Genomic DNA, 24028 nt, shown 5'->3' on the forward strand with positions numbered 1-24028 from the left:
AGAGATGGAATATTCGACCGGACTGAAAATCTTCATCGCTGCCTGCTGTGCTTTCGGTTCCATTTTCACTGGAGCGAACGGCTTGCCTTTAGTGGCCGTGGCGGCCGCCGCCGGCGCAGTGTTGGCGGGAGTCTTCGCCATAGCGGAGGTTGCCCGCAACTCCCCCACACGAGGTTTTGCCGTGGGTGTTGCCGCGTCCGTGTTTTCGGTGCTGGCGGTTGGTTTTGTCCTCACAGCCGCTGAGACTGTCCCTCACTGGGCCACAGCAACCCTGGGAATCCTCAGCGCTGGGCTATGGGGTCTTTTAGCTGTTGTACATAAAGTCACCAAGCCGGACACCGCATCGGGCGCTGATCAACCTGCCTGAGACATGAAGCGGCCTGAGTCATAAAGCTGACCAGAACCCGGGGAATCCAGCTGGGATGCGAGAGACTGAAGGAACACGGTTTCGGCTGCCAATCGAAACTGACGTTCCCGAGCTAGGAGTATGAGTGAGCGAGTTTCCCCGCATCCCTGCAGACATGATTCCTGTTGATGGCCGTTTCGGCGCTGGCCCGTCCAAGGTGCGTGATGCTCAGGTTCAGGCCATTGTTGATCATAAGGACCTATTGGGGACGTCGCACCGGCAGGCGCCGGTGAAGAACCTTGTGAAGTCGGTCCAGGAGGGTGTCGCGCAGCTCTTCTCTATCCCTGAGGGCTACCAGGTGGTGTTGGGGCTCGGTGGCGCTACCGCGTTTTGGGATGCCGCCGTGTTCGGTTTGGTTGAGCGTAAGGCCCAGCATTTGGTGTTCGGGGAGTTCGGTGGCAAGTTCGCTTCCGCTACCCAGGCGGCGCCGTTCCTGGAGGATTCTGAGGTGATCGAGTCGGAGCCCGGTACGGTCCCGGAGGCTCAGGCCTCGGACGCCGATGTGTACGCGTGGCCTCATAACGAAACCTCAACTGGTGCCGCGGCTGGAGTGAAGCGTCCGGCAGGGATCTCAGAGGACGCGCTGCTGCTTGTTGATGGCACGTCCGCGGCCGGTGGCTTGCCGGTGGATGTCAAGGAAACTGACGTCTACTACTTCTCGCTGCAGAAGAACTTCGGTTCCGATGGCGGCCTGTGGGTTGCGATCATGTCGCCCCGCGCGCTCGATCGTGTGGAGCGGATCGCTGAGTCTGGCCGTTGGGTTCCCGCGTTCCTGAACCTCAAGACGGCCGTGGATAACTCGGCGAAGAACCAGACCTATAACACGCCTTCGCTTCCAACGTTGGTGTCTTTCGATGCTCAGCTGAAGTGGATGAATGAGAACGGCGGCTTGGATTGGGCTACGGCCCGCACCGCTGAGTCAAGCCAGATCATCTACGACTGGGCTGATTCCCACAGCCTCGCGAACGCGTTCGTTGAACGGGCTCAGGACCGTTCGCAGGTGATCTGCACCATCGACTTCGATGATTCTGTCGACGCAGCCTGGCTCGCTAAGGCTCTGCGCGCCAACGGCATTGTTGACACGGAACCGTACCGCAAGCTGGGACGCAACCAGCTGCGTATCGCTACGTTCGTCAACGTTGAGCCAGAGGATGTCCGTAAGCTCACCCGAGCCATCGACTTCATCCTGGAGAACCGCTAACCCGAGGTAGCTAACCTTTTTAGGATTTAAACGTTGTTGGGGCGAGGATCTTCCTCGCCCCAACAACGTTTAACACTGCAGCTATTGGTTCAGTGTCCCGCGTTACCGTTCACGGGTACCGAAAACCTGGTGCCTAGCTTTTCTTGTTGCTCCGGTGGCCACGGCGGCGACGGCGCCGGCGACGACGCTGCAACGCTTCGCGACGAGCCGCACGGTTCCCTGGAGCACCACCGGCTGCCTTGCCCGTAAGGTCTTCTTCAACGTCCGCATCGCCGGTCGCGTCTTCAGCAGCTGAGTCTTCTTCTGCCTCAACTTCCGCATCGGCCACATCACTGTGTGCGCGGCGTGGAGCATCATCCGCGTCGTCTCCAGTTTCGCTGGCGCCTTCATCGGCCTCAGCCCCGTGTCGCGTTTGCTCTTCAGCCTCTTCGGCTTCCCTCTTAGCGGCTTGCTCCTCTTTATACGCGCGCATCCGTTCTTCCCACGGAACCCAATCCGGCGCCAAAAGAGCCCCGTCGCCAGGAACCAAGCCAGACTCATTGACGGTGGGGGTCTTCCCGCGGGGTGGGCGGGTCAACGTCACATACCAACGCCAACCCACATAGCCGTCCTGGATGCATTCAAAATAGTGGGTCACCACGCGGGAATCTTCCGCGACCGCCTCCAGGTGTTCGCCCACAACCGTTTCAGGCTCGTGTTCAAGCAACGCGTCGCGGGCCTGCGTTTTGGCTTCCGCCAGCACCGAATCGAGTTTCGGTTTACGGGCCACGTTTCCTCCTTAGCGTCACACGGGATCCGGATGGCCGCGTGTGCACAACGTTCTTGACTTTTAAGCCTACGACATCGTTTAGCGCTACCATTGCACTGATGACGCAGCAGAATTTTGGCCAAGACTCTAGCCACGAAAGCCCCGCCGAGGGCGCAGGTGAAGTATTCACCGAGGACGCTCAGGCACCGCTGGATTCCCCCGAACAAGCCGCCGATGTGAAGACAGCGAGCCGCCCAGTGTGGACGGCCGTCCTAGTTATGACGGCGATCGCCGGCGTGGTCAGCTTGTTCGCTCTGCTCGGCATCTTGGTCGACTACTTCTTAGGTCTTGGCTTTGGCCGTTACTTCACTGCGGTTGGTTTATGGGGCCTGCCTACCGCTTTCGCTGGCGTCATGATCCTGATTGTGTGGGGTGCCGTTGAACGCTCCCGCGCGAACCGCCGCGTTGCGCACTCACATCCTGAAGAATAACGATGCGCTAGCGCCCTAGCATCGGCCGCGCTTCACTCCTTGCAGCATTCCTAACGCGGTCACTTCTTCATCCAGCAAGCATCTGGCTGGCGTCCTGCTACCGTTCAGCAAACATCCAGCTTCCGGCGCCATAATAAGCCCATGAAACCCAACGCATCTGAAGCTAAGTTGCTCGTTGTTGATGACGAGCCAAACATTCGTGAGCTCCTTGCTACCTCATTGCGTTTCGCTGGTTTTGACGTGGTTGCGGCGGGCACCGGCCAGGAGGCTCTCGCCGCGGTAGAGCGCGAGGAACCTGACCTTGCGGTCATGGACGTCATGTTGCCTGACCTTGATGGCTTCGAGGTGACGCGTCGCCTACGTGAAACAGGCCGGCACTTCCCTGTCGTGTTTTTGACGGCGCGTGATGACACGAGCGATAAAGTCACGGGGCTCACGGTCGGTGGTGACGACTACGTGACCAAACCGTTCTCGCTGGATGAGGTAGTTGCCCGCATCCGTGCCGTGTTGCGCCGTACCCAGCCTGAGATGGAGAACGAGATCCTAAGGGTGGCTGATCTTGAGCTTGATGATGACGCGCACGAGGTTCGCCGCCGTGGCGAGACCATCGACCTCTCCCCTACCGAGTTCAAGCTGTTGCGTTATCTCATGATGAACCCGAACCGTGTGCTTTCGAAAGCCCAGATTCTGGATCACGTATGGGAGTACGACTTCAACGGTGACGCCTCGATCGTCGAATCCTATATTTCATATCTACGCCGCAAGGTGGATGCTCCGCATGATTGGGAGCCACTGATTCACACCAAGCGGGGTGTCGGCTATTTGTTGCGCACCCCTGAAAAGCGATAGGTTCTACCTCTTTGCTGGACTGGTTTCGCCGTACTCTTCGCCGCATTTCGCTTCGGTCTAAGCTCGTTGCGATGATGGCTGGCCTCATGATGGCCGGCATCGCTGTGACGGCGTGGGGCACCGCGCAGACAACCCAAGCGGCGTTGATGGAGCGGGTGGACCGTGACTTAGCAACCAACATAGGTGAGCTGCAGACGGGCCTCGAGGTTGCGTTACGTACAGGTTCGGACCGGGTGACGGGTACTTCACCGAACGCGTTGACGTTCTTTGGTCAGCTGTATGACGAGAACGGCGAGGCTGTTCTGACGAAGGGTGTCGGGACGGTGGATCAGCCAGCGCTCCCCTCGGTCACCGCTGAAGTTGTATATGAGCATGACCGGCGCCCTTTCACGGTGGCTGGCACCGACCCGACCTCGCGTGGTTGGCGTGTCAAAGCCGTGATGCGTTCGGACCGTCCAGGCACCATGGTGATTGCGTGGCCGTTACGGGATACAGTGCGCACGGTTGAGCAGGCGACGGCCTCAATCTTGGTTGCTGGCACGCTCGCGACCATGGTGATGTCGCTGGTGGGCTACGTCATCACAACGCGGGCCTTCAAGCCGTTGTCCGATGTTGAGCGGACCGCCGCGAAGATCGCTGGCGGTGACTTGTCATTGCGTGTGCCCAAGTACCCGCTGGAGACCGAAGTCGGTAGCCTTTCGGAGTCTTTGAACGTCATGTTGTCCCGGATTGAGTCCGCGTTCAAGGCACAGCAGGTTTCCGAGGAGAAGATGCGGCGCTTCATCCAGGACGCCTCGCACGAGTTACGAACGCCGTTGGTGACGATCCGCGGCTATTCGGAACTGTATCGTCACGGCGGCATCCCTGTTGGTGAGCCGTTGGATCAGGCGATGGGCCGGGTCGAGTCTGAAGCTAAGCGGATGACTCAGTTGGTTGAGGACTTGTTGACGCTGGCTCGCCTGGATGAAGAACGCCCGCTGGAATCGCAGGAAGTAGATTTGCTGATTCTTGCGCACGATGCGGTGGCTGATGCCCGCGTGAGCGCACCTGATCGGACCATCAGTTTGGTAGGGATCGATGGCGAGCCTCCTGTTTCTGCGCCGACGCGCGGAGATGAGGCGAAGCTGCGTCAGGTTTTGGTGAACCTCATGACGAACGCGATGCGGTATACGCCGGAGGGCTCCCCGATTGAGGTTGCAGTGGGTTCCCGTTCGGTGGTTGAGGGGCATGACGTCGTGGTTCTTGCGATCGTGGATCATGGCCCAGGTATTAAGCCGGAGGATGCGCACCGTATTTTTGAGCGGTTCTATCGGGGTGATGAGTCACGTGACCGTGAGACCGGAGGCACCGGTCTGGGCCTGGCGATTGTTGCGGCGATCGCTAAACAGCACGACGGCAGCGTCGTGATCACTGATACCCCCGGTGGTGGGGCCACACTCGAGTTGCGCTTGCCGAGGATTGAGCTTTCAGAGATGGAAGACAGCTACGACGACAGCGATGACGACACTGACGACGACAGCGGCAACCTGGGTGACACCGGCAACCTGGGTGACAGCGACCGACCGGATGACAGCGGCAACGACGCCGTGCCTGGGGTTTCTGGTCGCTTGATGCCGCCACCTCCCCCAGAGAGTTAGAAGCTTCGGAACAGTAGTGTGAGGGTTGCAGCGGGGTGAGGGTTGCAGAAGCGCCAACTGCGCCGTCCCGTTATTCACAGGGGCTCAGACTCCCGTACTTGTCCACATCTTTTGGTGATGCGACCGAGTCGAGTCGGTGTTTTCATAACGTGGTGACCAGGGCCAAGAACGGACCTGAATCAACACCATTCCAATTTGTGGAGGTTTTCACCATGGCAATGTTCGCAACCGATACTGGACTCATGCGGCAGAAGTCGGCAGCTGTTTTGGCTACCGCGGAACGTGTACGTGCTGAGGTCGATAGCATGCGTGCTTCGCTCACTGAACTGCAGGGCACGTGGAGCGGTTCGGCGTCCGCTAACTTTCAAAACATCGTTGCGCAGTGGCGGGCCACCCAGGCCCGCGTTGAAGAGTCACTGTCTCAGATTTCCGCTGCTCTCACGCGTGCGTCTGAACAGTATGACCAGGTTGAGCAGGCGAACATGAGCCTGTTCGCTCAGTAGCCTTGCATCACGCTGAAGGTATCCCGGCCGCGGTGGTGCCGCCAACCTCGGGCGGCGCCCTCTAGGCTGGGGTGCATGACGATTCTGATTGATCCTCCCGTGTGGCCGGCCCACGGAACCCACTTTTCACATGTGGTGTCAGATACGTCTTTGGAGGAGCTTCACGCGTTTGCGCAGCGCGCGGGTCTTCCTCAGCAGGCTTTCGACCATGACCATTACGACGTCCCACTGCGAGTCTATGAATCCCTCATCGCACTGGGCGCGGTCCCAGTCTCAGCTGCTGAGCTGACTAGGAGGTTGCGGGACTCAGGCTTGCGCGTTCCAGCACGTGATCGCATCGAGCGTATTGAAACCCGCCTGGCGAGCGAATTCGAGCGCCTGTTGCCGGGGCAGGCAGGGTTGTGCCGTGGGTTGCTTGAGCGGTGGAAGGAACCGCACCGCCGCTATCACGACCTGCGGCATTTGAATCAGGTGCTCGCCAGCATCAACACGATCGCAACATCTTCCGGTATGGATGATATGCACGGTGGCCGAACCGCCGTGCGTACCGCGCGTTTGGCCGCGTGGTGGCATGACGCGGTCTACGAGGGCAAACCTGGCGAGGACGAACACGCATCAGCCGAATTAGCGGCTCAACAGCTCCAGGGTGTCGTGGAGCATGATGTTGTGCACCGTGTTTATCGCGCGATCCTGGCAACCGCTGATCACGCCGCTTACGCTCGGGAGGCAGTTCAGGGGCGGGGCGAGGTTGATGCAGGAGTGAGCGTGTTGCTGGATGCGGATTTGTCTGTTCTGGCGCGCCCCCACGCCGGTTATCAGCGCTATGTTTTGGATGTCCGCAACGAATACGCGCACGTTCCTGACGAGGATTTCGTTGCGGGACGAACCCGTATTTTGAAGGGAATGCTGGCAACACCGCAGCTCTACATCACGGATTTCGCGGTACAGAACTGGGAAGCTAAAGCAAGGTCTAATATCGCTGGAGAGCTGGCCCGCTTGAACATCCATCATTAGCTAGACCGCTACCGCAACGAGGGCGGATCAGGAGACTTTTCCTTGGTCCGCCCTAAAATTTACCCCTCATACTATGGCAGACATAGTACGTCACGTGTAGGATCAGATGTGAGACATCAGACACGAGGAACGGAGATGACATGATCAGCGGAGATGTCATCCGCGGCGTGATCGACATTCTTGTTCTCGAATGCGTCTGGGATGAACCTTCATACGGATACGCGATATCCAAGCACATCGAAAACCGGGCAGCCGGGCGCTACAGCATCAAGGAGACCACGCTGTATTCGGCCATGCGCAGGCTAGAGAACGCAGGTTCTCTCGAATCCTTCAAAGGGGCCTCGGAGACCGGCCGCCCCCGCACCTACTACCGAATCACCGACGATGGCCGCAGCTTTTATCTGGCACGGTGCCAAGAGTGGCTTGCCACCGTCGAGATAGTCAGTCTTTTCATCAGGAATGAGGAGCTATCATGAACGCAATCCAGAGCTACATCGAAAACATGTTCAATGCACTGCCTGATTCCCGTGAGGTCAGGCGGGCCCGATCCGAACTGCTACAGATGTGCGAAGACCGCTACAGCGAGCTCCGCGCGTCCGGGGCAAGCGACAACGAAGCCGTGGGTAAGGTCATCACACAGTTCGGCAACCTGGACGAACTCGCTGATGAGCTGGGGATCCGCACCGAATTCGAAACCTCCCGAGAATCTTCGGTACACCTTTCGAAAGTGGACGCTGAGAACTTCTTGCGTCAGCGCCGCCGCACCGCTCGCTTCGTCGCGGTAGGGGTCTTCCTCATCCTGCTGGGGTGCGGTTTCATCGCTACGTTCGGCATAGCCAATGATTCACCGCGCGGTGCGTTCTTCACGAATACCGGCCCGTTATCTCCACTGTCTGTCGGTTTGGCTGGCCTGTTCGTTTCCGTGGCGATCGGTGTTGCCCTGTTCTTCGTATCTGGCTCTTCCCGTAATGGAGTCAGTCTCAACGAGTTCGACTCAGTTGATCTTGAACCGAATGTTCTGCTCGCATACGAAAGAGAGAAGAAGCAACGTTCAACGCGCACTAGCTTCTTGATGGGCGCTGGCGTGGCGCTCATCATTCTGGCGGTAGCTGCAATGGCTATTTGCGGCGCGGAAGCCGATGCTTCAACAACCCCTGAACGCTTCCATCAGGTCGGTTTGATGATCCTCTTCCCACTCACTGGTATTGGTGTTGGCTTCCTGACTATCGGCGGGATTGAACGTAGCGCCTATAACCAGTTGACCTCAACGCGCGACTACGCGCCGGAGAAGTTGGAGGCCCGCCGCAAGATCGACCGGATCGCCGGCCCTTACTGGTGCTTTGCCACTTTGGTCTTCCTTGTGTGGGCGTTCGCGTTCGACGCGTGGAGCACGGCTTGGGTGATCTGGCCTATCGCAGGTGTCCTGTTCGGGCTGATCGCCGCGCTCATCTCTTCTAGAGCAGAGGTGAACGTAGAGCCAAGGTGAAACAGTTGAGGCCCCGAACACGCTTCGTGTTCGGGGCCTCAACTGTGTTCTGTAGGTTGCCCCGTTCTAGGAACTACCCTGTTCCGCGGGTTCGGGTGAACCGCACGGTTAGGCGGGCATTACATCATGCCCATGCCGCCCATCTGGTCTGCACCTGGCATCTCTGGAGCCTTCTCAGGGATGTCGGCGACAACGGCTTCGGTGGTGAGGAACAGACCAGCGATGGATGCCGCGTTCTGCAGTGCAGAGCGGGTCACCTTGACTGGGTCGTTCACGCCGTCTTCGAGCAGGTTGACGTACTCGCCGGTTGCGGCGTTGAGGCCGAAGCCTGGCTCGAGACCGCGGACCTTATCAACCACAACGCCTGGCTCCATGCCTGCGTTGATAGCGATCTGCTTGAGTGGTGCCTCGATAGCGACCTTGACGATGTTCGCGCCGGTTGCTTCGTCGCCTTCCAGGTTGAGGCCAGCGAACGCCTTCTCGCCTGCCTGGATCAACGCGACGCCACCGCCTGGGACGATACCCTCGTCGACGGCTGCCTTTGCGTTACGGACGGCGTCTTCGATGCGGTGCTTGCGTTCCTTAAGCTCAACCTCAGTTGCGGCACCTGCCTTGAGAACAGCCACGCCACCTGCGAGCTTCGCGAGGCGCTCCTGGAGCTTCTCGCGGTCGTAGTCGGATTCGGTAGCGTCCAGCTCGGCGCGCAACTGTGCAACGCGGCCGGCGATCTCCTCGGCGGAGCCTGCGCCCTCGACGATCGTGGTTTCGTCCTTGGTGACAACAACCTTGCGGGCGGTACCCAGCATGTCCAGCGTCGTGTTCTCCAGCGAGAGGCCTACTTCTTCGGAAATGACCTGGCCGCCGGTCAAGATCGCGATGTCGGCGAGCATCGCCTTGCGGCGGTCACCGAAACCTGGGGCCTTGACGGCAACGGACTTGAAGGTACCGCGCAGCTTGTTGACAACTAGGGTGGCCAGCGGCTCGCCCTCGACGTCTTCGGCGATGATCAGCAACGGCTTGCCGGACTGCATGACCTTCTCCAGGACAGGGACGATGTCCTTGACCGCGGAGATCTTCGAGTTGACGATCAAGATGTATGGGTCTTCAAGCACAGTCTCCTGACGCTCGGCATCGGAGACGAAGTATGCAGAGATGAAGCCCTTATCGAAGCGCATACCTTCGGTAAGTTCGAGGTCGAGCCCGAAAGTGTTGGACTCCTCGACGGTGATGACGCCTTCCTTGCCCACCTTGTCGAGGGCTTCAGCGATCAGTTCACCGATCTGCTTATCTCCTGCGGAGATCGATGCGGTTGCTGCGATCTCTTCCTTGGTTTCGATCTCCTTAGCGGAGCCGAGCAGCTGCTCGGTAACCGCGTCAACAGCTTTCTCGATGCCGCGGCGGATAGCGATCGGGTCAGCGCCAGCGGCTACGTTGCGAAGGCCTTCCTTCACGAGAGCCTGGGCGAGGACGGTAGCGGTGGTCGTGCCGTCGCCTGCTACGTCGTCAGTCTTCTTAGCGACTTCCTTGACGAGCTCCGCGCCGATCTTCTCGTATGGGTCTTCGAGTTCGATTTCCTTTGCGATGGAGACGCCGTCGTTGGTGATGGTGGGTGCGCCCCACTTCTTCTCCAGAACAACGTTGCGACCGCGTGGGCCGAGGGTTACCTTGACTGCGTCGGCCAGCTGGTTGAGGCCGGATTCGAGTCCGCGGCGTGCTTCCTCGTCGAATGCAATGGTCTTTGCCATGGATTCAGATGTTCCTTTCCGGAAACGTCTAGTGAAAGCATTTCTGTCCCATCTCAAGGTCGCGCCCGCGACGGTACGGGGCGTAGCGCCCCTCACTTCCTCGAGTGGTCTCGAAACACACAACCACCATTTCTGGCAGTCAGCGCGCTCGAGTGCTAATACCATGTTGGCACTCTGACCACGAGAGTGCAAGATAGATGCGTTTGCGTGCGCCCACAGCGCAATCTAGCGAGGCGTGTAGTCCGCTCCGAGCACCACGGTGATGTCGCTCGGGATGTTCTGGTGCTGATACGTCCCGGAGATCCCCAGGCTCCGAGCGACCTTCGCCGCGACCTGCGCGTCAGCTTCATTCTTGTAGTACACGAGGCTCGTGCTCTCGGGGCGGCTCCACTGCCCAGCAACTCTTGGCTGGAAGCCCTGCTGGGTCAGGTAGTTGGCTGCACCGCGCGCCATCCCGTTACGGTTGGTCGAGTTATAGACCGCCAACGGCACATCACGATCTTCACGAGCCGGCTCGCTACTTTCCTCGTCCTCACTTGGTGATTCGCTGCTCTCCGGCGACTCGCTCGATTCTTCGCTTTCGGCTTCTTCAGAGCTGGAGCCTCCAGAGTCCGCGCTTCCAGATTCAGCGCCGTCGGCACCCGAGCCTTCCGTGTCAGACTCGCTCGGGCTCGGTTCCTCAGATTCCGTATCGCTTGCGCTCGCCTCTTCTGTTGTGGATGGCGAGGCTTGAGGTTGCTCGGTTTGTTTCTCGTCTTTTTTGAAGTCGCCGAATGCTTCGGCGGCCCACGGCCTCACAACGATGTACATCACGAGCCCCACCACCAGCACGAACGCTCCAACGATCAGAAGCGGCCGCAACCGCTTAGTTGGGGACGGGAATTCAACCCAGTTCCTGTGAGCGCCAACCCGTTTGGATGTCTCGGGCACTGAGTCGAATTCGTCGGTGGGGTATCGATTGGCCATGGTTGTCCTATCCCTCCATACTCGTTGCCCGGGTGTTGCCGGCGGCGGCCGTGCGCGCGGCTCGTTGTTGTTGTAGCCGCTCCACCACGTAGGGCGCATAGCGGCGGGCTACTGGCTGGTCGATGAGCCCATTGAGGATCTGGTAGTACTGCGTTGCTGTGAGTCCAAAGTTGGCGCGGATCGCGTCTTCTTTGGCGCCACTATATTTATAGGTCTTCTTCTCAAAGTCGAGGATCCCGCGATGCAGTTCGGGGAGGGTTTCATCCCCCGCTGCGGTCTCCCCCGCTGGAGAGTCTTCTGACTCAAGATTGGGATCGGTCAAGTTGGGTTCGGTCAAGGAGTGCCGGGGTTGAGGTGTTTCAGCCACTGCGCTCCTTTGCTTGGTGTGCTATGCGGCGGCCCGCTTCTGGCCTAGCCTTCTGGCCTACCCCTCGGGCTTGTCCGTCTGGTGTGGCCGTCTAGTTTCGCCGCGGTGCGTGTTTCATTCTAACCGTCGCACATGCCAGCATTGATTCATGAGTGCATTACCGGCTGATGCGTTACCTGCTGTAATCGTCCCGACGAGCGCGGAGGTCTCCGCTGATCCCTCCAGTTGGTTCCCGCGCTGGCGTGAACGGTGGCTGAGCTGGGGTGTCGCACCGGCCTGGTGTGATGTTTTGGCTGGCTTGGGTCCGCAGCTGGGGCGTGTGGGGGACGAGTTGGCTGCCCGCCTTGCCGCGGGCGAGCGTATTCTGCCGGCTCCGCAACATGTGTTCCGTGCTTTGTCTATTCCCCCGGAGGACGTCCGGGTCCTGATTATTGGGCAGGACCCTTACCCGACTGAGGGGCATCCGATCGGCCTAGCTTTCGCGTGTGATGCGTCAGTGCGGCCGCTTCCCCGTAGCTTGGTGAATATTTACCGTGAGCTTGCTGACGATGTGGGGCTCGCCCCGGCCGCGCACGGTGATCTTTCGCGGTGGCTGGCTCAGGGCGTGATGCTGTTGAACTCCTCGCTGACGGTGACTCGTGGCGAGGCTGGCTCTCATTCGCGTTGCGGTTGGCACGAGGTCACGGGCGCGATCGTGTCGGAGCTGGGTCGGCGCGGGGCACGTCGGCAAGGATCTGGTCAGCACGGACCTGGTCGTTACGGATCTGGTCATTACGGATCTGGGCAACAGACGCAGGGGCAATACGGCGCGGGCGCTCCTGTTTGCATACTGTGGGGCCGGCATGCCCAAAGTTTCGAGCCCATGCTTCAGGAGCATCCGGTGATCAAGAGCGCGCACCCTTCGCCGTTGTCGGCCCGTCGCGGCTTTTTCGGTTCGCGTCCTTTTTCACGCGCGAATCAGGCCCTGGTCTCGATGGGGTATGACCCCATCGACTGGACCGTGTAGCGGCGTTAGCGGCGGCGGAAGCGCTGCTTGGTTGCTCGGTTATGTGCGGAGGTGAAGGGGCGTGCTAGGAGGTCACCGAACGCGGCGCCCACGGCGATAGCCATGATGATCGAGAACGAGACGACCATGCCTGCGATCGACGTGGAGATACCTTCTGCTTGTTGAACCATCGCGTACATGGAGCGGAAGATCGCAAGTCCGGGAAGAATGATGATCACTGATGGGACGATCAGGATCAGCGATGGAATGTTAAGCCGTTGAGCTAGTAAGCGTGCAAGCAGGCCCATGACTGTCGCGGCGACCGCAGGGGTTGCGCGTGGCCCCACGTTGAGGGTGTTAGCGAAGATCCAGAACGTCGAGTAGCCGGCGAGCACAACGAGCGCGATGGCGATGAGGTGCCGTGGCGCGACCTGCTGGATGACGGCCCCGCTCAGGACTGCGAAGACCGCGAGTAGCGCGAGCACCCAGAACGGGAGGTTGTTGCCTGCAGGGGGCCGGGCGAGGTCGATTTCGCTGAGGTTGAAGAAGCCCGCAACATAGGCGCCGGCCATGACGCCGGTGATGATCGCCGCGTAGATGATGAGCGCTGAGAACAGTCTGGAGACCGCGGTGAGCGGAAACCCGTAGATCGCATCTTGCACTGCGGAGACGAACCGGCCGGCGGGCAGGATCAGCATGAGCCCACCGGCAACCACCATTTCGGGGTTGTTGATGATCTCGTAGTTATAGAGCACGAGCGCGATGATGGTCGCCAGCAGCGTACTGGATGCGACGTTGAAGAATTCCGGGACTCGCCATTTGATGTTGAGCCTGGTGACGGTCGTGATGAACGCCTGGGTGAAGAACACCGCGGTTGCGGCGCGCCAACCACCGCCGATGAAGACCACGAAGAGGGTCGCGAACGCGAGACTTCCGATGAACGTGACCTTCGCCGAGTACGGGTGCCTGTACCGGCGGATTGCACGCATGCGCGCTTGGGCCGCTTCCATTTCCACACGGCCCGCGGAGATGTCGGAGACCAGTTGGTGCAGTGCGGCAAGCGACTTGTAGTTGTCGGAGAAGGAACGCACCACTCGCATCACAGAGACCGGCATGCCTTCTGGTGGGGTCCAGTTGAGGTGGATCGACTGGTTCGTGATGTCCATGTCCACGTGCCGCAGCCCGCACGAGGCGGTTACCGCGATGACCGCGGTCTCAACTTCTTGCGCGCCGGAGCCCCACCGCAGCATGAGTTCGGCGATGTCGAGCGCGAACCGCATTGCGCGTCGTACGTTTTCGGCTTCCTTTTCCGCTTCAGCTTGGGGGTCGGTGCGGGCGGCAGCTTGTTCAAAGGGTGAGCCGATGAGCCTGTCAACAATGTTGAACGTGGTTGTTGCTGGCGCTTCACCCTGGATCATGCCGCGCAGCCCGCGCACGAGTGGGGCTGTCACCGCGTGCTGTTCTGGCGAGTGTGGCTTGGTTTTGTGCTTCCGGCCGTGCGGATTCTCGGCTGTTGTTCTTGGGGCATCAGTGTTTGTGCCGTCTGGTTTTGTGCCGTCTGGTTTCCCGCGGCGATGCGGCACACGGAGCCCGCGGGAACCCCGCTTCTTGTGTGGCTGCGAGACACCGTGCGTTTCAAGGGCACCGTGTTGTTGTGAGACACCGCGCTGTTGTGAGACACCGTGCTGTTGTGAAATACCGCGCGGTTGCGGGGCACCTGCCGGCGTGACTGTGCCGAGCGATGTGGTGCCTGTCGGGCTGCCGCTGTCTGTGTTGTTGCCCGTGCCTGTGGCGGGGGTTTGTTCTTCAGAGATTTGGGCGGCTTCAAGCGAACGGAGAATCGAGCCTTGGCGTTGCGCTACGGTCCACACGGAGGTCGCCGATGTGTCGGCGCGGTGGGTTGAGTCGTGGGTAGGGTCCGTTGCCTCTTCACGAGCATCGTTGCCGGTTGCATCGTGGGCTTCTTCGCTGAGGTGTTCGTCGTGCTCTGCTCGGATGCCGCGTATGGACGGCGGTGGCACGGCAGGCAGTGGAATGTTCGGGTCGAAGGTGCTCGGATACTGTCTGGAAGGCCCGTTGCCTGTTTGGTGCGGCCTTGAGGAGGGCATGTTCGAGGAGGGGACGTTCTTGTTGTCGCGGCCGTTTTGGGGTTGGCGTGGGTTCTGACTGTTAGACATGCGGGTGTCTCCCCCTCACCTATTGATGCCGCGGCAGAATAGAGCGAGCCTCATGCGTGTCGCCGTCCCACGGTCTTTTTGATGCGGTCTTATTGTGCACCTGAGTGTTCTTGCTGTGCACATTTTGTTGCATACGTTGCGTATTGCGCCTCTCACCACTTTAGGACGTGGCGCGTACGCACGCATTCCGTGCACGTAAATATCGGGAAAGCCCCGAGTCCGTGAGTGAACTCGGGGCTTGCGCGTGGATCCTACTGGAGTATCCACAGAACCGCGTATTCTCAAGGATCTTTGGGTGACTTTCTCCGCTGTGACAGTTTTGTGGCAGTTCGGATTCTTCTATGACCGTCTGAGGCCCCTGGATCCCGCTGTGTACCTCCACCGCGGGGCGAGCGATTCCACGCCGCCCGTGTGCGCTTTTCGAGGCGGGAAAAAGGCCGGGGAGATATCGCAATGCCGGCGGGAGCGAGTAGCCAGCGACGCGGGAGGGGTGACCCCGTGGAGCGTGTGGTTCGTGCCTGTACGGTCTGCACGGGGCGCGGGTGAGGCGGTTCCGTGTGAGGCACCACAGCGAGCGCTCACCGTGAGGTGTATGGGGGTGCTGTGAGGGGTTGCCCCCGTAGGGGGAGGGTCTGAGGGGTCAGTGGCTCGGTTCTCCGGCCGGGTGTGTAGTTTGTGTAGTCTCTTGCCCATCGTTTCTTAAAAGAGAGAGTTAAGGACTGATAGGCAGCTGCCTACATTAACTACACGCTCGCCCGTCATGCGCCGGGATGTTGCAACAGAAAAGGCCCGGCCTGTGAGGGATGTCCCCAATGAAGCCGGGCCTTTCTAGTCTGTCCCGTGTGGTGTTACGCCGCGTCTTGGTCAGTTATGCGGCCTATGAGCCGGATACGTAGCCAGCGCTGCCCACCTCCTACTCGTTTGCACACAAATTCTTTCTTGATCATCTGGTTCTTGATCTCTCGTTCACTCAGGTACTTATCGCCGGGTTGCAATGATTCGTTGACCGCTCGAGCGAACACACGCGCCGGGGTCGAGTAGCCATCCCCTACCTCGGTAAATTCCTCGATGAACCGCTGTAGTTGATCACTGTCTAGCTCGTATTCGGTGCGTGCCTTTTTCACGCTCTCGGGTTCTTTGAGGCGGTGCTGTTGGTAAGAGTGCCACCCCTGGATGAGCCAGTCTAGGACTGCCTGACGTTCCTTGTCTGTCGATAGTTTCATGGGTAGATCCATATCTTCGCGTCCCTCGAATGATTCGGTGAACTCGATGATGCTTAACCGTGTCCAGATTGTCGGGTCGTTCACGTCGATCACGGGTAGATCGTTTGTTAGTAGCGTGATCGTGTGTGACGGGGTGAACTCGAAGAAGTCTTTGCCCATGAGCTTGGCCTTGAGCTGGTCGCCGCCGGTGAGCCTTTTCACGAACGCTTGGTCTAGTCGCACGCCGTGAGGGAGCTCGTGGGCTACTGCTAGGCGTAACCCCTTTAGGTCAGCAAGGTTTGAATAGTCCTGTGCCTTCATCTCGTTGGGGCGCGAAGACTGCATGAGAAGACTGTTCTCGGTGCTGCCCGCGTAGCTACTTAGTGCGCCGGTGATCGCTTCCATCAGTAGAGACTTAGCGTTACGGCCCCGGCCCACAAGAATAAACAGCTTGTGATCTCGGATGCGCCCGTTCAGGGCTGACCCCATAACTCGTTGGAAGTACTCGCGCGCGTCCTTATCGGGTAGGCACTCGTGAAGTGTCTTTTGGAACACGCTGCCCTCGTAGCTGTTTTCGACGTACCCGGCCCCGGTGATCTTCGTTAGTAGAAGGTCGCGGTCAGGCCCTGTGAGCTGTCCAGTGTCTAGGTTGTAGACGCCGGTCGTGGTGTTCAGAAGCTCCGGTTTGGTGTCGAACTCTGTCGCTGGGGTGTACACCTCGCCGCTTCGTGCAGCTCGCTTGAATACGCCGTCAGCCCCTGCTTCTTGGCTGACCCGGGCTAGGGCTGTCTGCAGTCGTTTATCGCCTCGTCGCAGCGCAAACGCTTCGTCGTAGCTGTACTGCATCACTTGTTGAAGGCATGCCTCGACAGCGACTTTGCCCCGGTCTTGCTCCCACCGCAGCCCAGTCCAGGTCATCCATTCCCATTCTCGGTTGTAACGGATCAACCGCGGGTTAGCACGATGAGCCTTTTGGCCATCAGAACATCTTTCTCCAGGTCTTCTTCTTCCCAATCAGATGGCGGGATGAGGGGAAGCCTTACGGTTATGAGGAAGTTATCTTCTGTGTTGATGGCAGGCCTAATTACGGCCACGCTTGTTGCTGGTTCTTCAGAGGCCCATGCTTCGATGGTGCCCGAAGATGCTGAAACAATGGTGCTACTGGAACAGTTGGAGACTTCAGCAGATCCATACGCTGCACTGGATGAAATGAGCGAGTCTGACCAGGAAACGCTGTTGCAGGAATTCGAAGAGATGGATGCGGAACAGGTCGCCGAGATCTTTGCGCCCAATGGGGAAATTTCGGTTTCTTCTGCCGCTAGCGTTGGCATCCGTAGCGTTGCAAGCCCAGCATACAGCGATATTGTTTCGTCCTTCTTCGAAAAGGCTGCTTGCGTAATCCATGTAGATCTCGTGTCGTGTAACAAAGCGGCCAAGGACGCGAACAAGGCCACAGCATCGGCAAAAAGCTTTCCCTAAATCACTGCATAATGGCAAGGGAGATGCCTACCGTCACTGTTACTGGAATGCCTTGATGACCATCAGCATCGGTGAGAATGGTGCGATGAAGATTGCTTCAAATCACGAAGCGGTTCGTAACGGACCGGCGCGTGAAAAGAAGATGGACCTAGCCAACAACAAGACTGGTCGATCGGTAGGCAAGGCACAAAAAACAGCTTCGAAGAGCAGTGCTAAGTGCAAGTCTTTGGCCAACCAGAACAAGCTGGTTACCCTCAAAAATCATTGAATGCGAGCATGAAAACTACTAAACGACTGTCTTTGAAAATTATCCCTGTGACTGCTCTGGCCGTGCTGATGGCTGATTGCGCTACGCAAGGTTCATACGAGGAAACGCTAATTTCTGAGGCGAAGCCTGGTAAAACTGTGATGCTTCCGCAGCAGGATTCGCCCATGGAATCTTGGGAACGTGTTGCAGTGGTGTGCCCGTATTCCTCGGCTTCTGCAGATCTGCCTGCCCCTATGAAAAACGTGGTGGATCAGTTGGATGCTGACTCCGGGGACCAGCGACAGTGGTTGGTCTTTGGACAAGGAAATGATGCTCAGCCGGTTGAGTTGAGCCGTTCGAAGGTTGATTTCTGCTCCGGAAAGACAGACTATGTGAAGGCGTTCCCGGCCGATCAGCAATGGTCGGTACAGGAAGGCCCTGAAGGAACCATGGAGTTGTCTCCTACTAATTCGCAGGGATCTTCCTCATAGGGGTCTTCTTGTTGGTTTGAAAAAGGCTGCCAGTGAGCAATAGCTCTTTAGCAGCCTTTTCGTGGCTTAAGGGGAGTAGCCGAGGTTACGTATGGCTTGGTTTTGTATATATGTGATTACTTCTACGCGTTGCCGGGGAGAAGGCGGCGCCTATGAGAGGAACTTTTCCACGTTCTCGTAGTAGTCCTGTGAGAGCTTCACATCTTGGCCATAGGACTTTTGGGAGAAGTGCACGAGTTCGAGCAGTCCTGCAGGAATGCCCGGGCCGGTAACGATGGCACGGCCTCTAGGCAGTGCGCCGAGGTCGGAGACTTCCAGGATAGATTCTCGCTGCATCGAGCTGGATACGATACGCCCTCAGCTCTCCGCGGGCGATGAGCCGCCTAATCGTGCGAAGGCTGACGTTGAGCCTCTCAGCCGCCTGTTCGGCGCTCAGCTGTTCGGTGAGTTTGTTTTGCTGTTTGGTGGTGATCACTTTGCCACCCCCCTGCAGTATGCCGACGAGCGCGTCGGCCTGTTCAGGGGTCACTGTCGCACCGTTAGCGGCCTCGCGTGTGATGAGGGCATGGAATCTTAGCGGCGGTGAGTGTCTGCCGTGCTAGGGCACGTTCTGGGGTTCTTTCGCCGTGGATCCTGCAGGTAGATGCGTAGATAGAACGCGCGTGTTCAGGTGTTAAAAACAACATGAGAGCGGTGACTGCTCTTGTGCCCCGCCCCCGCGGTGCTGAACCTGCCGTTTGATGGAGATGAAGTACTGTGTGCCGTTTCGTCCCTGTGTGGTGTAGAAGTCGCTGCGACGTAGCTCGAGCACTTCGCCCATGCGTAGCCCCGCCCATGCGGCGATGTAGACGGCGAAGCGGACGTGAGGCTTCATCTCTGCGGCGATTCCTGCGACCTGCTCAGGTGTGGCGATGCGTACCCGGTTAGGATCCTTCACGGGGGTGCGGGGTTTCATCTCCAGCCCCTTCGAACGGCGAGCGCTCGATCACTCGATCGAAGTCATACGGTAGACCGCGGGCCTTGCCGATCGCGTAGTTGAACATCGTGCGCACCATGCTGAAAACATCGTGGCTGACTCCGTCCCCTTTGTCTTCGTGCAGTCTGTCGTACCAGTCCATGATGATCTTCGGGGTGACCTCTACGACTGGCATTGATCCGAGCACGGGGCGGGCGTGGACTCTGTACTTGGATTCTCTGGAGTAGATCGTGCTGACGGTCAGTCCTCGAGAGTGTTCGTATTCCTCGAAGTCTCGGTAAAGGTCATCCACCGTGTACCTGTTGCGGGCGGCCTCTCGTTCGGTGGCTTCTGCTGCAGCTCGCTCAGCCGCTTTTCTTTCTCTTGGTGTGGTGAACGTTCCCTGCGCTATGTCTGCCCGTGCGATAGCCAGCGCCGCCTTCGCGTGTGTCAGTGTCGTGTAGACGCCTAGGCTGACCGATTCACCCTATGCACTATTCGGACGCGGTACTTCCCGCGGTGCTCTGCAATGCCTCGCGGCAGCTTCTTCTTCGTGGTCATCACGCCCCGCTCGGTCCAGGTGTGGCAGTTTTGTGGCAGTCTGTGGCAGTTTTCCTGTCACTTAGTGTCACTATGTGAGTATATGCCGGCGACGTGAAAACCCGGATTTTCCGCGTGATTACAAGGAAAAGCCCCGAGTTCGTGAGTGAACTCGGGGCTTTTAAGTGGATCCTACTGGACTCGAACCAGCGACCTCTCGCGTGTGAAGCGAACGCTCTAACCAGCTGAGCTAAGGATCCTAGACGATATTCCTTTACGGTAATATCCTCGAGCCCCCTGCCGGATTCGAACCGGCGACCTACTGTTTACAAGACAGTTGCTCTGGCCAGCTGAGCTAAGGAGGCTTACCGTGCCCGTGCGTTCAGGCACGATAACCAATCTTACGACATTCGCCGGATAAACACACACTCGCTTGTCACGTGTAGGTGTCTACTTGGCGTCATCGATTTTGGTCTGGAGCCAGTTCTCGAAGCTCGGTTCTTGTTCGCCGTCCCACCGTTCGCCGTTCACAAAGACGCTTGGGGTTCCACGCACACCATCTTCACGTGCCTGGTGGTCGGCGTTTGCGATCCATGGGCGGAAGCGGCCTTCGGTGACGCAGCTGTCAATCTTGCCTTCAACGCCGTGCTTCTTGGCAAGATCGATGAGTTCCTGGTTCTTCAGCTCGCCCTGGTTCATGTGTGTCTCGAACACGTCGTTGAGAACAGCGTTGTATGCGTCCGGCTTAGCGTCAGCCACACACGCGAGCATGTTGACGGCACGCGAGGAGAAGTTGCTTGGTGAGCCGCGGTCCAGGTACGGGACCATGCGTTGTTCCAACGTGATCTCGCCTGCTTCAAGCTTCTGGTTCAACAGCGGGCCAAAAGCCCTCTCGAATTCGAAGCAGTGCGGGCACGCAGGGTCAGCGTAAACGATCACCTGGACCGGTTTAGCGTTCGCGTCAGCGCCACTAATGTTCACGTCCTCTGCAGGAGCAGGCGGATCCCCTTCCGGGCGTTTGACTGTGCCGCTGAGGTTGAATTCTTTCGCTTCGTTCGGGCTCGTGAAAACCACACCGCCGTATTCGTTACCGGTCTTAGGGTACGAGCTTTCTGAATGCTGCTCTTCGTCCTGGTTCTTGAGGGCGATGATGATCACCACGGCTACCGCGACAACGATCAGCACGGTAGCGGCAATAGCGGCCTTGATGAGGTTAGCGCGGCGGCGCTGCGCCTTCTGCGTTGCGATGCGCTGCTGCTCCGCTTGTTCACGGGCGGCCTGAACACGGTCCTGATTATTCGAGGAACGCGGTGGATTCTTTGCCATGCTCAGTAACGTCCTTATTGAATCGGTTTTGTGTATTGCCTACACGGCACTCAATTCAAACATTATACGTGCCCGGGCTTATCCCAAGCTCAATGTAGCGTTTCAACGAGTGAGCGGCCCGCTAGTAGGCCCGAGAACACCGCACCACCCAGGAACGTGCCTTCGAGCGCTCGATAACCGTGCACGCCTCCACCGCCGAAGCCAGCGGCTTCGCCAGCCGCCCAAAGCCCCGGCAAGACCTCGCCGTCGCTTCCGATAACCCGTGATGCCAGGTCTGTCTGCAGGCCGCCTAGCGATTTGCGTGTGAGGATGTGAAGCCGCACCGCAACAAGCGGCCCCGCCGCTGGGTCGAGGAGCTTGTGCGGCTTGGTGGTGCGGATCATCCGGTCGCCGCGGAAAGCCCGGGAGTTGTGGATCCCCTGGATTTGGGCGTCTTTCGAGAACGGGTTGTCGATCTGCAGGTCGCGTGCCTGAATCTGCGCCCGCAGCTCATCGCCGTCGATGAGCTCTTCCCCGACCAACTGATTCATTTGCGGCACGAGCTTCTCTAGGGTTTCGGCGGTCAAGAAGTCCTGGCCTTGGCGTTGGAAGCGCCGCACCGGTCCGGAGATTCCGGAAGACAAGCGTGAGGCGAGCACTCTGGCCATCTTCCCCGATGTGATGTCCGGGTTTTGTTCGGAGCCGGAGAGCGCGAATTCTTTCGCGAGGATCCGTTCGTTGACGATGAACCACGAATGCTCATAGTCCTTAATATCTTCCGTTGTGCGCAGGTACTTGAGGGTCTCGAGGGTGTCATATCCGGGCAGGTTAGGGTGCGGGAGCCTTCTGCCGCGCGCATCGAACCACAGCGGCGTTGGGCCCGGCAGGATCCGGATACCGTGGTGCGGCCACACCGGATCATAGTTGATGATCCCCTCCGTGTAGTGCCACATGCGGTCTTTATTGACCCATCGTGCACCCGCGGCTTCTGCTGCGATCAGGCCTGATCCGTCGACGTAGTCCGGAACCCCGCAGATCATGTTCCGTGGCGCAGACCCGAGGCGTTCGGGCCAGTTGGCACGTACCAGTTCGGTGTTGGCTCCGATACCGCCGGTCGCCATCACGACGGCAGGCGCGGTGATTGTGAACCCTCCAGTGCGCGTACGAGTCGAGCTGCGTCCGCGGTCTCGCGCCGAGTTCTCGAGGACGTCGCCTTCTACACCGACGACGCGCCCGCTTTCAGTCACAAGCCCGGTAACGCGGTGGCGGAAGTGGAACCGGAGTTTGCCGTCTTTCTCTGCTTGCAGTGCGAAGTTGATGAATGGCTTCACGATGCCGGTGCCTGTCCCCCAAGGGACATGGAAGCGCGGCACGGAGTTTCCGTGCCCGTCCGCTGATGTTCCTCCGCGTTCAGCCCAACCGACAACCGGCGTGAACTTGATGCCGTGTTCAGCCAGGTATGAGGCTTTCTCCCCTGCAGCGAATTCGACGTATTCATAGGCCCACCGTTTCGCCCACCGGTCTTGGGCAAGCCCATCCGAGTCATCGAGTCGGTCGAAGCCGGCGGTTCCGCTCCAGTCTGAGTGCGCAAGCTCGGCCGAGTCCTTGACGCCTAGGCGGCGCTGTTGTGGTGTATCGATCAGGAACATTCCGCCGAACGACCAGAACGCCTGGCCCCCGAGGTTCTGTCGGTTCTCTTGATCCAGAACAGCTACTGAGAGTCCGCCCCGAATCGCTTCTCTCGCAGCGACGAGTCCCGCCAGCCCTGCACCTACAACAATGACGTCTGCGTCCATAAATACCGCTCTCGTTGAATCATTCGTTGTTACGGGGATGGTTTCGAGTAACAGTATCTGAGATTAAGCGGCCCGACTAGGCATAACCGCTCAATAGAGGGTTAACGGCCAGCAGAACGTTAAGGGGGTAAGCGTCACTAGAGCTAGGCAGAGCCGGTTAAACAGTTGAGGCCTGGAGCTTTTGCTCCAGGCCAGAACCTCTGCGTCGGGGTGACAGGATTTGAACCTGCGACCTCGTCGTCCCGAACGACGCGCGCTACCAAACTGCGCCACACCCCGGTGACGAGACCTTCACACCTTACATCAAGGCATCTCAGGAACATAATCGAGATTTCACGTGTAACGTCACACGCCCTGAGTTGTCAGCATGCAGTCATTCTAAGTTCGTTGAGCTCGCTCCCGGTTGCCCATGAAGGTTGAATAGCTTTGGAGTACGTCCCGCCAGATGCTGCTCGTAATCCGGTGGTTTGCCCGGGGTGCTTCTGCACGGATATCGACGCGTGTTGATTGGACTCCGTGTGGCGTAAATGTGAAGGTTGCGATGTGGTGTGGGAACGCTTCGTTTTCGAGCAGGATGCTGATCTTTAGCGGTGGTTCGCTTCCGTGGTTGTGTCCCCATAGGTGGACGTTGCCTTGTTCGTCGATTTCAAAGAGGCTGTTTTCGTCCCAGATAAGTTGGGCTTCCGGGTCTGTGCTCAAGCGTTGGTTGCGGGGCCACCAGAGGTCTGTGTAGTCGACGAGGCCTTCGCACGCGTTCAGGATGTCTACGGGAACGATCGCTTCGACGCGTACCAGCGTGCTTGGCTGTTGCGCGTCGGTTTCAGGTTTGTCTTGTGGTGCGTGGCTGAACAGCGGCATGTCAGTCATGGATTCAGTCTATAGAGCCGGCTTCCGTAGGGATGCTACCGGGGTCTGATGACGTGAGGCTTGAGATAGCACTGTCGTAGTGCGGCCTAACACGGCGCTGTTCACTTGTGGCACTCAGCAGCTACCCGTGCTTCTTCTGTTATCCCTGGTTTTGTGGTTTAAATGGGTGTTGGTCCCGATGCTACGACCTAACCCCCTGTGTGTGGGGGGGTTGGGAGCTTCGGGACCAACATCCTCTCTATGGTTGTGTTCGGCGGTGTCCTACTCTCCCACAACCTCCCGGTTGCAGTACCATCGGCGCTGTGGGGCTTAGCTTCCGGGTTCGGGATGGGACCGGGCGTTTCCCCCACGCTATAACCGCCGTAACCCTCTCACCCCAAACCCAACACTCTCGTTGTGGTGCTGGTTGGGGAAATCTGTGTGTTACGTGCACGAGTGTGTGCGGCTGTATTCAGTTGTTGTGTATCACCGCTGGGGTGGGTTTGTGGTGTGGTGACCGCTTAGTGGACGCGAACCCTCGCTATTGAAGAGGATGAGGATGGTGGTTGTGTGTAAGTGATCGGCCTATTAG

General features: G+C 58.8%; 26 protein-coding genes, 3 tRNA genes and 1 rRNA gene. 13 read left to right on the forward strand and 17 right to left on the reverse strand.

Annotated elements, in window-relative coordinates; translation table 11 throughout:
- The first annotated feature begins 4 nt into the window (after window positions 1-4).
- Together HMPREF3160_RS06550 and serC are read left to right on the forward strand one after the other, a co-directional pair.
- The gene (locus tag HMPREF3160_RS06550; RefSeq protein WP_035754866.1) at window positions 5-367 is read left to right on the forward strand and encodes a hypothetical protein; all 363 of its coding nucleotides are present in this window, start codon (window positions 5-7) and stop codon (window positions 365-367) included.
- Window positions 368-521: 154 nt separating this feature from the next.
- The gene (gene serC / locus HMPREF3160_RS06555) at window positions 522-1607 is read left to right on the forward strand and encodes a phosphoserine transaminase (RefSeq protein ID WP_218078861.1); all 1086 of its coding nucleotides are present in this window, start codon (window positions 522-524) and stop codon (window positions 1605-1607) included.
- A 133-nt stretch (window positions 1608-1740) separates the two neighbouring features.
- Here the strand turns inward: serC and HMPREF3160_RS06560 are convergent, their stop codons facing one another.
- Entirely contained in the window at window positions 1741-2376 is a 636-nt protein-coding gene (locus tag HMPREF3160_RS06560) for a DUF3027 domain-containing protein (RefSeq protein WP_070507684.1), read from the reverse strand.
- A 98-nt stretch (window positions 2377-2474) separates the two neighbouring features.
- Between HMPREF3160_RS06560 and HMPREF3160_RS06565 the strand changes: the two genes are divergently transcribed.
- The 7 genes from HMPREF3160_RS06565 to HMPREF3160_RS06595 all read left to right on the forward strand — a co-directional run bounded on the left by HMPREF3160_RS06565 (window position 2475) and on the right by HMPREF3160_RS06595 (window position 8335).
- Entirely contained in the window at window positions 2475-2846 is a 372-nt protein-coding gene (locus HMPREF3160_RS06565; protein ID WP_035754862.1) for a hypothetical protein, read from the forward strand.
- A 141-nt stretch (window positions 2847-2987) separates the two neighbouring features.
- Entirely contained in the window at window positions 2988-3695 is a 708-nt protein-coding gene (locus tag HMPREF3160_RS06570; RefSeq protein ID WP_035754860.1) for a response regulator transcription factor, read from the forward strand.
- A gap of 11 nt (window positions 3696-3706) precedes the next feature.
- Window positions 3707-5332, forward strand: a complete 1626-nt coding sequence (locus HMPREF3160_RS06575; protein ID WP_310245563.1) for a sensor histidine kinase — start codon at window positions 3707-3709, stop codon at window positions 5330-5332.
- A 212-nt stretch (window positions 5333-5544) separates the two neighbouring features.
- Window positions 5545-5835 carry a WXG100 family type VII secretion target gene (locus HMPREF3160_RS06580; RefSeq protein ID WP_035754858.1) on the forward strand — a complete coding sequence of 97 codons (291 nt, stop codon included), beginning with the start codon at window positions 5545-5547 and terminating at the stop codon, window positions 5833-5835.
- Window positions 5836-5910: 75 nt separating this feature from the next.
- Entirely contained in the window at window positions 5911-6849 is a 939-nt protein-coding gene (locus HMPREF3160_RS06585; RefSeq protein WP_035754855.1) for a DUF4031 domain-containing protein, read from the forward strand.
- Window positions 6850-6989: 140 nt separating this feature from the next.
- Window positions 6990-7325, forward strand: coding sequence for a PadR family transcriptional regulator (locus tag HMPREF3160_RS06590; protein WP_070507688.1), 336 nt, complete (start codon window positions 6990-6992; stop codon window positions 7323-7325).
- Window positions 7322-8335, forward strand: coding sequence for a permease prefix domain 1-containing protein (locus HMPREF3160_RS06595; protein ID WP_070507690.1), 1014 nt, complete (start codon window positions 7322-7324; stop codon window positions 8333-8335). Before HMPREF3160_RS06590 ends, HMPREF3160_RS06595 begins: the two co-directional genes overlap by 4 nt.
- A gap of 119 nt (window positions 8336-8454) precedes the next feature.
- Here the strand turns inward: HMPREF3160_RS06595 and groL are convergent, their stop codons facing one another.
- The 3 genes from groL to HMPREF3160_RS06610 form a co-directional block, all read right to left on the reverse strand.
- On the reverse strand, window positions 8455-10080 hold the full coding sequence (groL, locus tag HMPREF3160_RS06600; RefSeq protein ID WP_035754847.1) for a chaperonin GroEL: 1626 nt from the start codon (window positions 10078-10080) through the stop codon (window positions 8455-8457).
- A gap of 225 nt (window positions 10081-10305) precedes the next feature.
- A complete protein-coding gene (locus tag HMPREF3160_RS06605) occupies window positions 10306-11046 on the reverse strand; it encodes a LytR C-terminal domain-containing protein (RefSeq protein ID WP_070490114.1) in 741 nt (246 codons plus the stop codon).
- Between the two features lie 7 nt (window positions 11047-11053).
- Window positions 11054-11413: a DUF3263 domain-containing protein gene (locus tag HMPREF3160_RS06610; protein ID WP_052048267.1), complete on the reverse strand. Its 360-nt coding sequence runs from the start codon at window positions 11411-11413 to the stop codon at window positions 11054-11056.
- A gap of 148 nt (window positions 11414-11561) precedes the next feature.
- On the opposite strand from HMPREF3160_RS06610, the gene HMPREF3160_RS06615 reads away from it, so the two are divergent.
- Window positions 11562-12419, forward strand: coding sequence for a uracil-DNA glycosylase (locus tag HMPREF3160_RS06615; RefSeq protein ID WP_083285504.1), 858 nt, complete (start codon window positions 11562-11564; stop codon window positions 12417-12419).
- Window positions 12420-12424: 5 nt separating this feature from the next.
- Here the strand turns inward: HMPREF3160_RS06615 and HMPREF3160_RS06620 are convergent, their stop codons facing one another.
- Window positions 12425-14575, reverse strand: a complete 2151-nt coding sequence (locus HMPREF3160_RS06620) for a threonine/serine exporter family protein (protein WP_052048266.1) — start codon at window positions 14573-14575, stop codon at window positions 12425-12427.
- An 848-nt stretch (window positions 14576-15423) separates the two neighbouring features.
- The gene (locus HMPREF3160_RS06630) at window positions 15424-16791 is read right to left on the reverse strand and encodes a DNA primase family protein (RefSeq protein ID WP_370977506.1); all 1368 of its coding nucleotides are present in this window, start codon (window positions 16789-16791) and stop codon (window positions 15424-15426) included.
- A 33-nt stretch (window positions 16792-16824) separates the two neighbouring features.
- On the opposite strand from HMPREF3160_RS06630, the gene HMPREF3160_RS06635 reads away from it, so the two are divergent.
- The 3 genes from HMPREF3160_RS06635 to HMPREF3160_RS06645 are packed head-to-tail and all read left to right on the forward strand — an operon-like array spanning window position 16825 to window position 17994.
- Window positions 16825-17256, forward strand: coding sequence for a hypothetical protein (locus HMPREF3160_RS06635; protein ID WP_141739861.1), 432 nt, complete (start codon window positions 16825-16827; stop codon window positions 17254-17256).
- A 4-nt stretch (window positions 17257-17260) separates the two neighbouring features.
- The gene (locus tag HMPREF3160_RS06640) at window positions 17261-17524 is read left to right on the forward strand and encodes a DUF6973 domain-containing protein (protein WP_370977510.1); all 264 of its coding nucleotides are present in this window, start codon (window positions 17261-17263) and stop codon (window positions 17522-17524) included.
- Between the two features lie 8 nt (window positions 17525-17532).
- Complete coding sequence (locus HMPREF3160_RS06645) at window positions 17533-17994, forward strand: hypothetical protein (RefSeq protein ID WP_141739862.1); 462 nt, start codon at window positions 17533-17535, stop codon at window positions 17992-17994.
- Between the two features lie 150 nt (window positions 17995-18144).
- On the opposite strand, the gene HMPREF3160_RS09865 is transcribed toward HMPREF3160_RS06645, so the two are convergent.
- The 11 genes from HMPREF3160_RS09865 to rrf all read right to left on the reverse strand — a co-directional run bounded on the left by HMPREF3160_RS09865 (window position 18145) and on the right by rrf (window position 23822).
- Window positions 18145-18330 carry a hypothetical protein gene (locus HMPREF3160_RS09865; protein WP_035754835.1) on the reverse strand — a complete coding sequence of 62 codons (186 nt, stop codon included), beginning with the start codon at window positions 18328-18330 and terminating at the stop codon, window positions 18145-18147.
- The gene (locus HMPREF3160_RS10325; protein ID WP_218078972.1) at window positions 18281-18523 is read right to left on the reverse strand and encodes an excisionase family DNA-binding protein; all 243 of its coding nucleotides are present in this window, start codon (window positions 18521-18523) and stop codon (window positions 18281-18283) included. The genes HMPREF3160_RS09865 and HMPREF3160_RS10325 overlap by 50 nt, the downstream gene beginning before the upstream one ends.
- 144 nt (window positions 18524-18667) lie before the next feature.
- Window positions 18668-18931: a site-specific integrase gene (locus HMPREF3160_RS06655; RefSeq protein WP_035754833.1), complete on the reverse strand. Its 264-nt coding sequence runs from the start codon at window positions 18929-18931 to the stop codon at window positions 18668-18670.
- Window positions 18918-19262 (reverse strand): tyrosine-type recombinase/integrase, encoded by a 345-nt coding sequence (locus tag HMPREF3160_RS09695; RefSeq protein WP_176744715.1) that lies wholly within the window; start codon window positions 19260-19262, stop codon window positions 18918-18920. Before HMPREF3160_RS09695 ends, HMPREF3160_RS06655 begins: the two co-directional genes overlap by 14 nt.
- 413 nt (window positions 19263-19675) lie before the next feature.
- Window positions 19676-19749: transfer RNA gene (locus HMPREF3160_RS06665), tRNA-Val, on the reverse strand.
- Between the two features lie 31 nt (window positions 19750-19780).
- Window positions 19781-19854, reverse strand: a tRNA-Thr gene (locus HMPREF3160_RS06670).
- Window positions 19855-19939: 85 nt separating this feature from the next.
- Window positions 19940-20815 carry a DsbA family protein gene (locus HMPREF3160_RS06675; protein ID WP_035754828.1) on the reverse strand — a complete coding sequence of 292 codons (876 nt, stop codon included), beginning with the start codon at window positions 20813-20815 and terminating at the stop codon, window positions 19940-19942.
- Window positions 20816-20904: 89 nt separating this feature from the next.
- Window positions 20905-22590 (reverse strand): FAD-binding dehydrogenase, encoded by a 1686-nt coding sequence (locus tag HMPREF3160_RS06680; RefSeq protein WP_035754825.1) that lies wholly within the window; start codon window positions 22588-22590, stop codon window positions 20905-20907.
- 205 nt (window positions 22591-22795) lie between these two features.
- Window positions 22796-22869: transfer RNA gene (locus HMPREF3160_RS06685), tRNA-Pro, on the reverse strand.
- A 99-nt stretch (window positions 22870-22968) separates the two neighbouring features.
- Window positions 22969-23457: an SRPBCC family protein gene (locus HMPREF3160_RS06690; protein WP_070507699.1), complete on the reverse strand. Its 489-nt coding sequence runs from the start codon at window positions 23455-23457 to the stop codon at window positions 22969-22971.
- Window positions 23458-23705: 248 nt separating this feature from the next.
- A 5S ribosomal RNA gene (gene rrf, locus HMPREF3160_RS06695) occupies window positions 23706-23822 on the reverse strand.
- Window positions 23823-24028 lie beyond the last annotated feature (206 nt).

This window comes from Arthrobacter sp. HMSC06H05 (genome assembly GCF_001807395.1).
GTDB lineage: Bacteria > Actinomycetota > Actinomycetes > Actinomycetales > Micrococcaceae > Pseudoglutamicibacter > Pseudoglutamicibacter albus.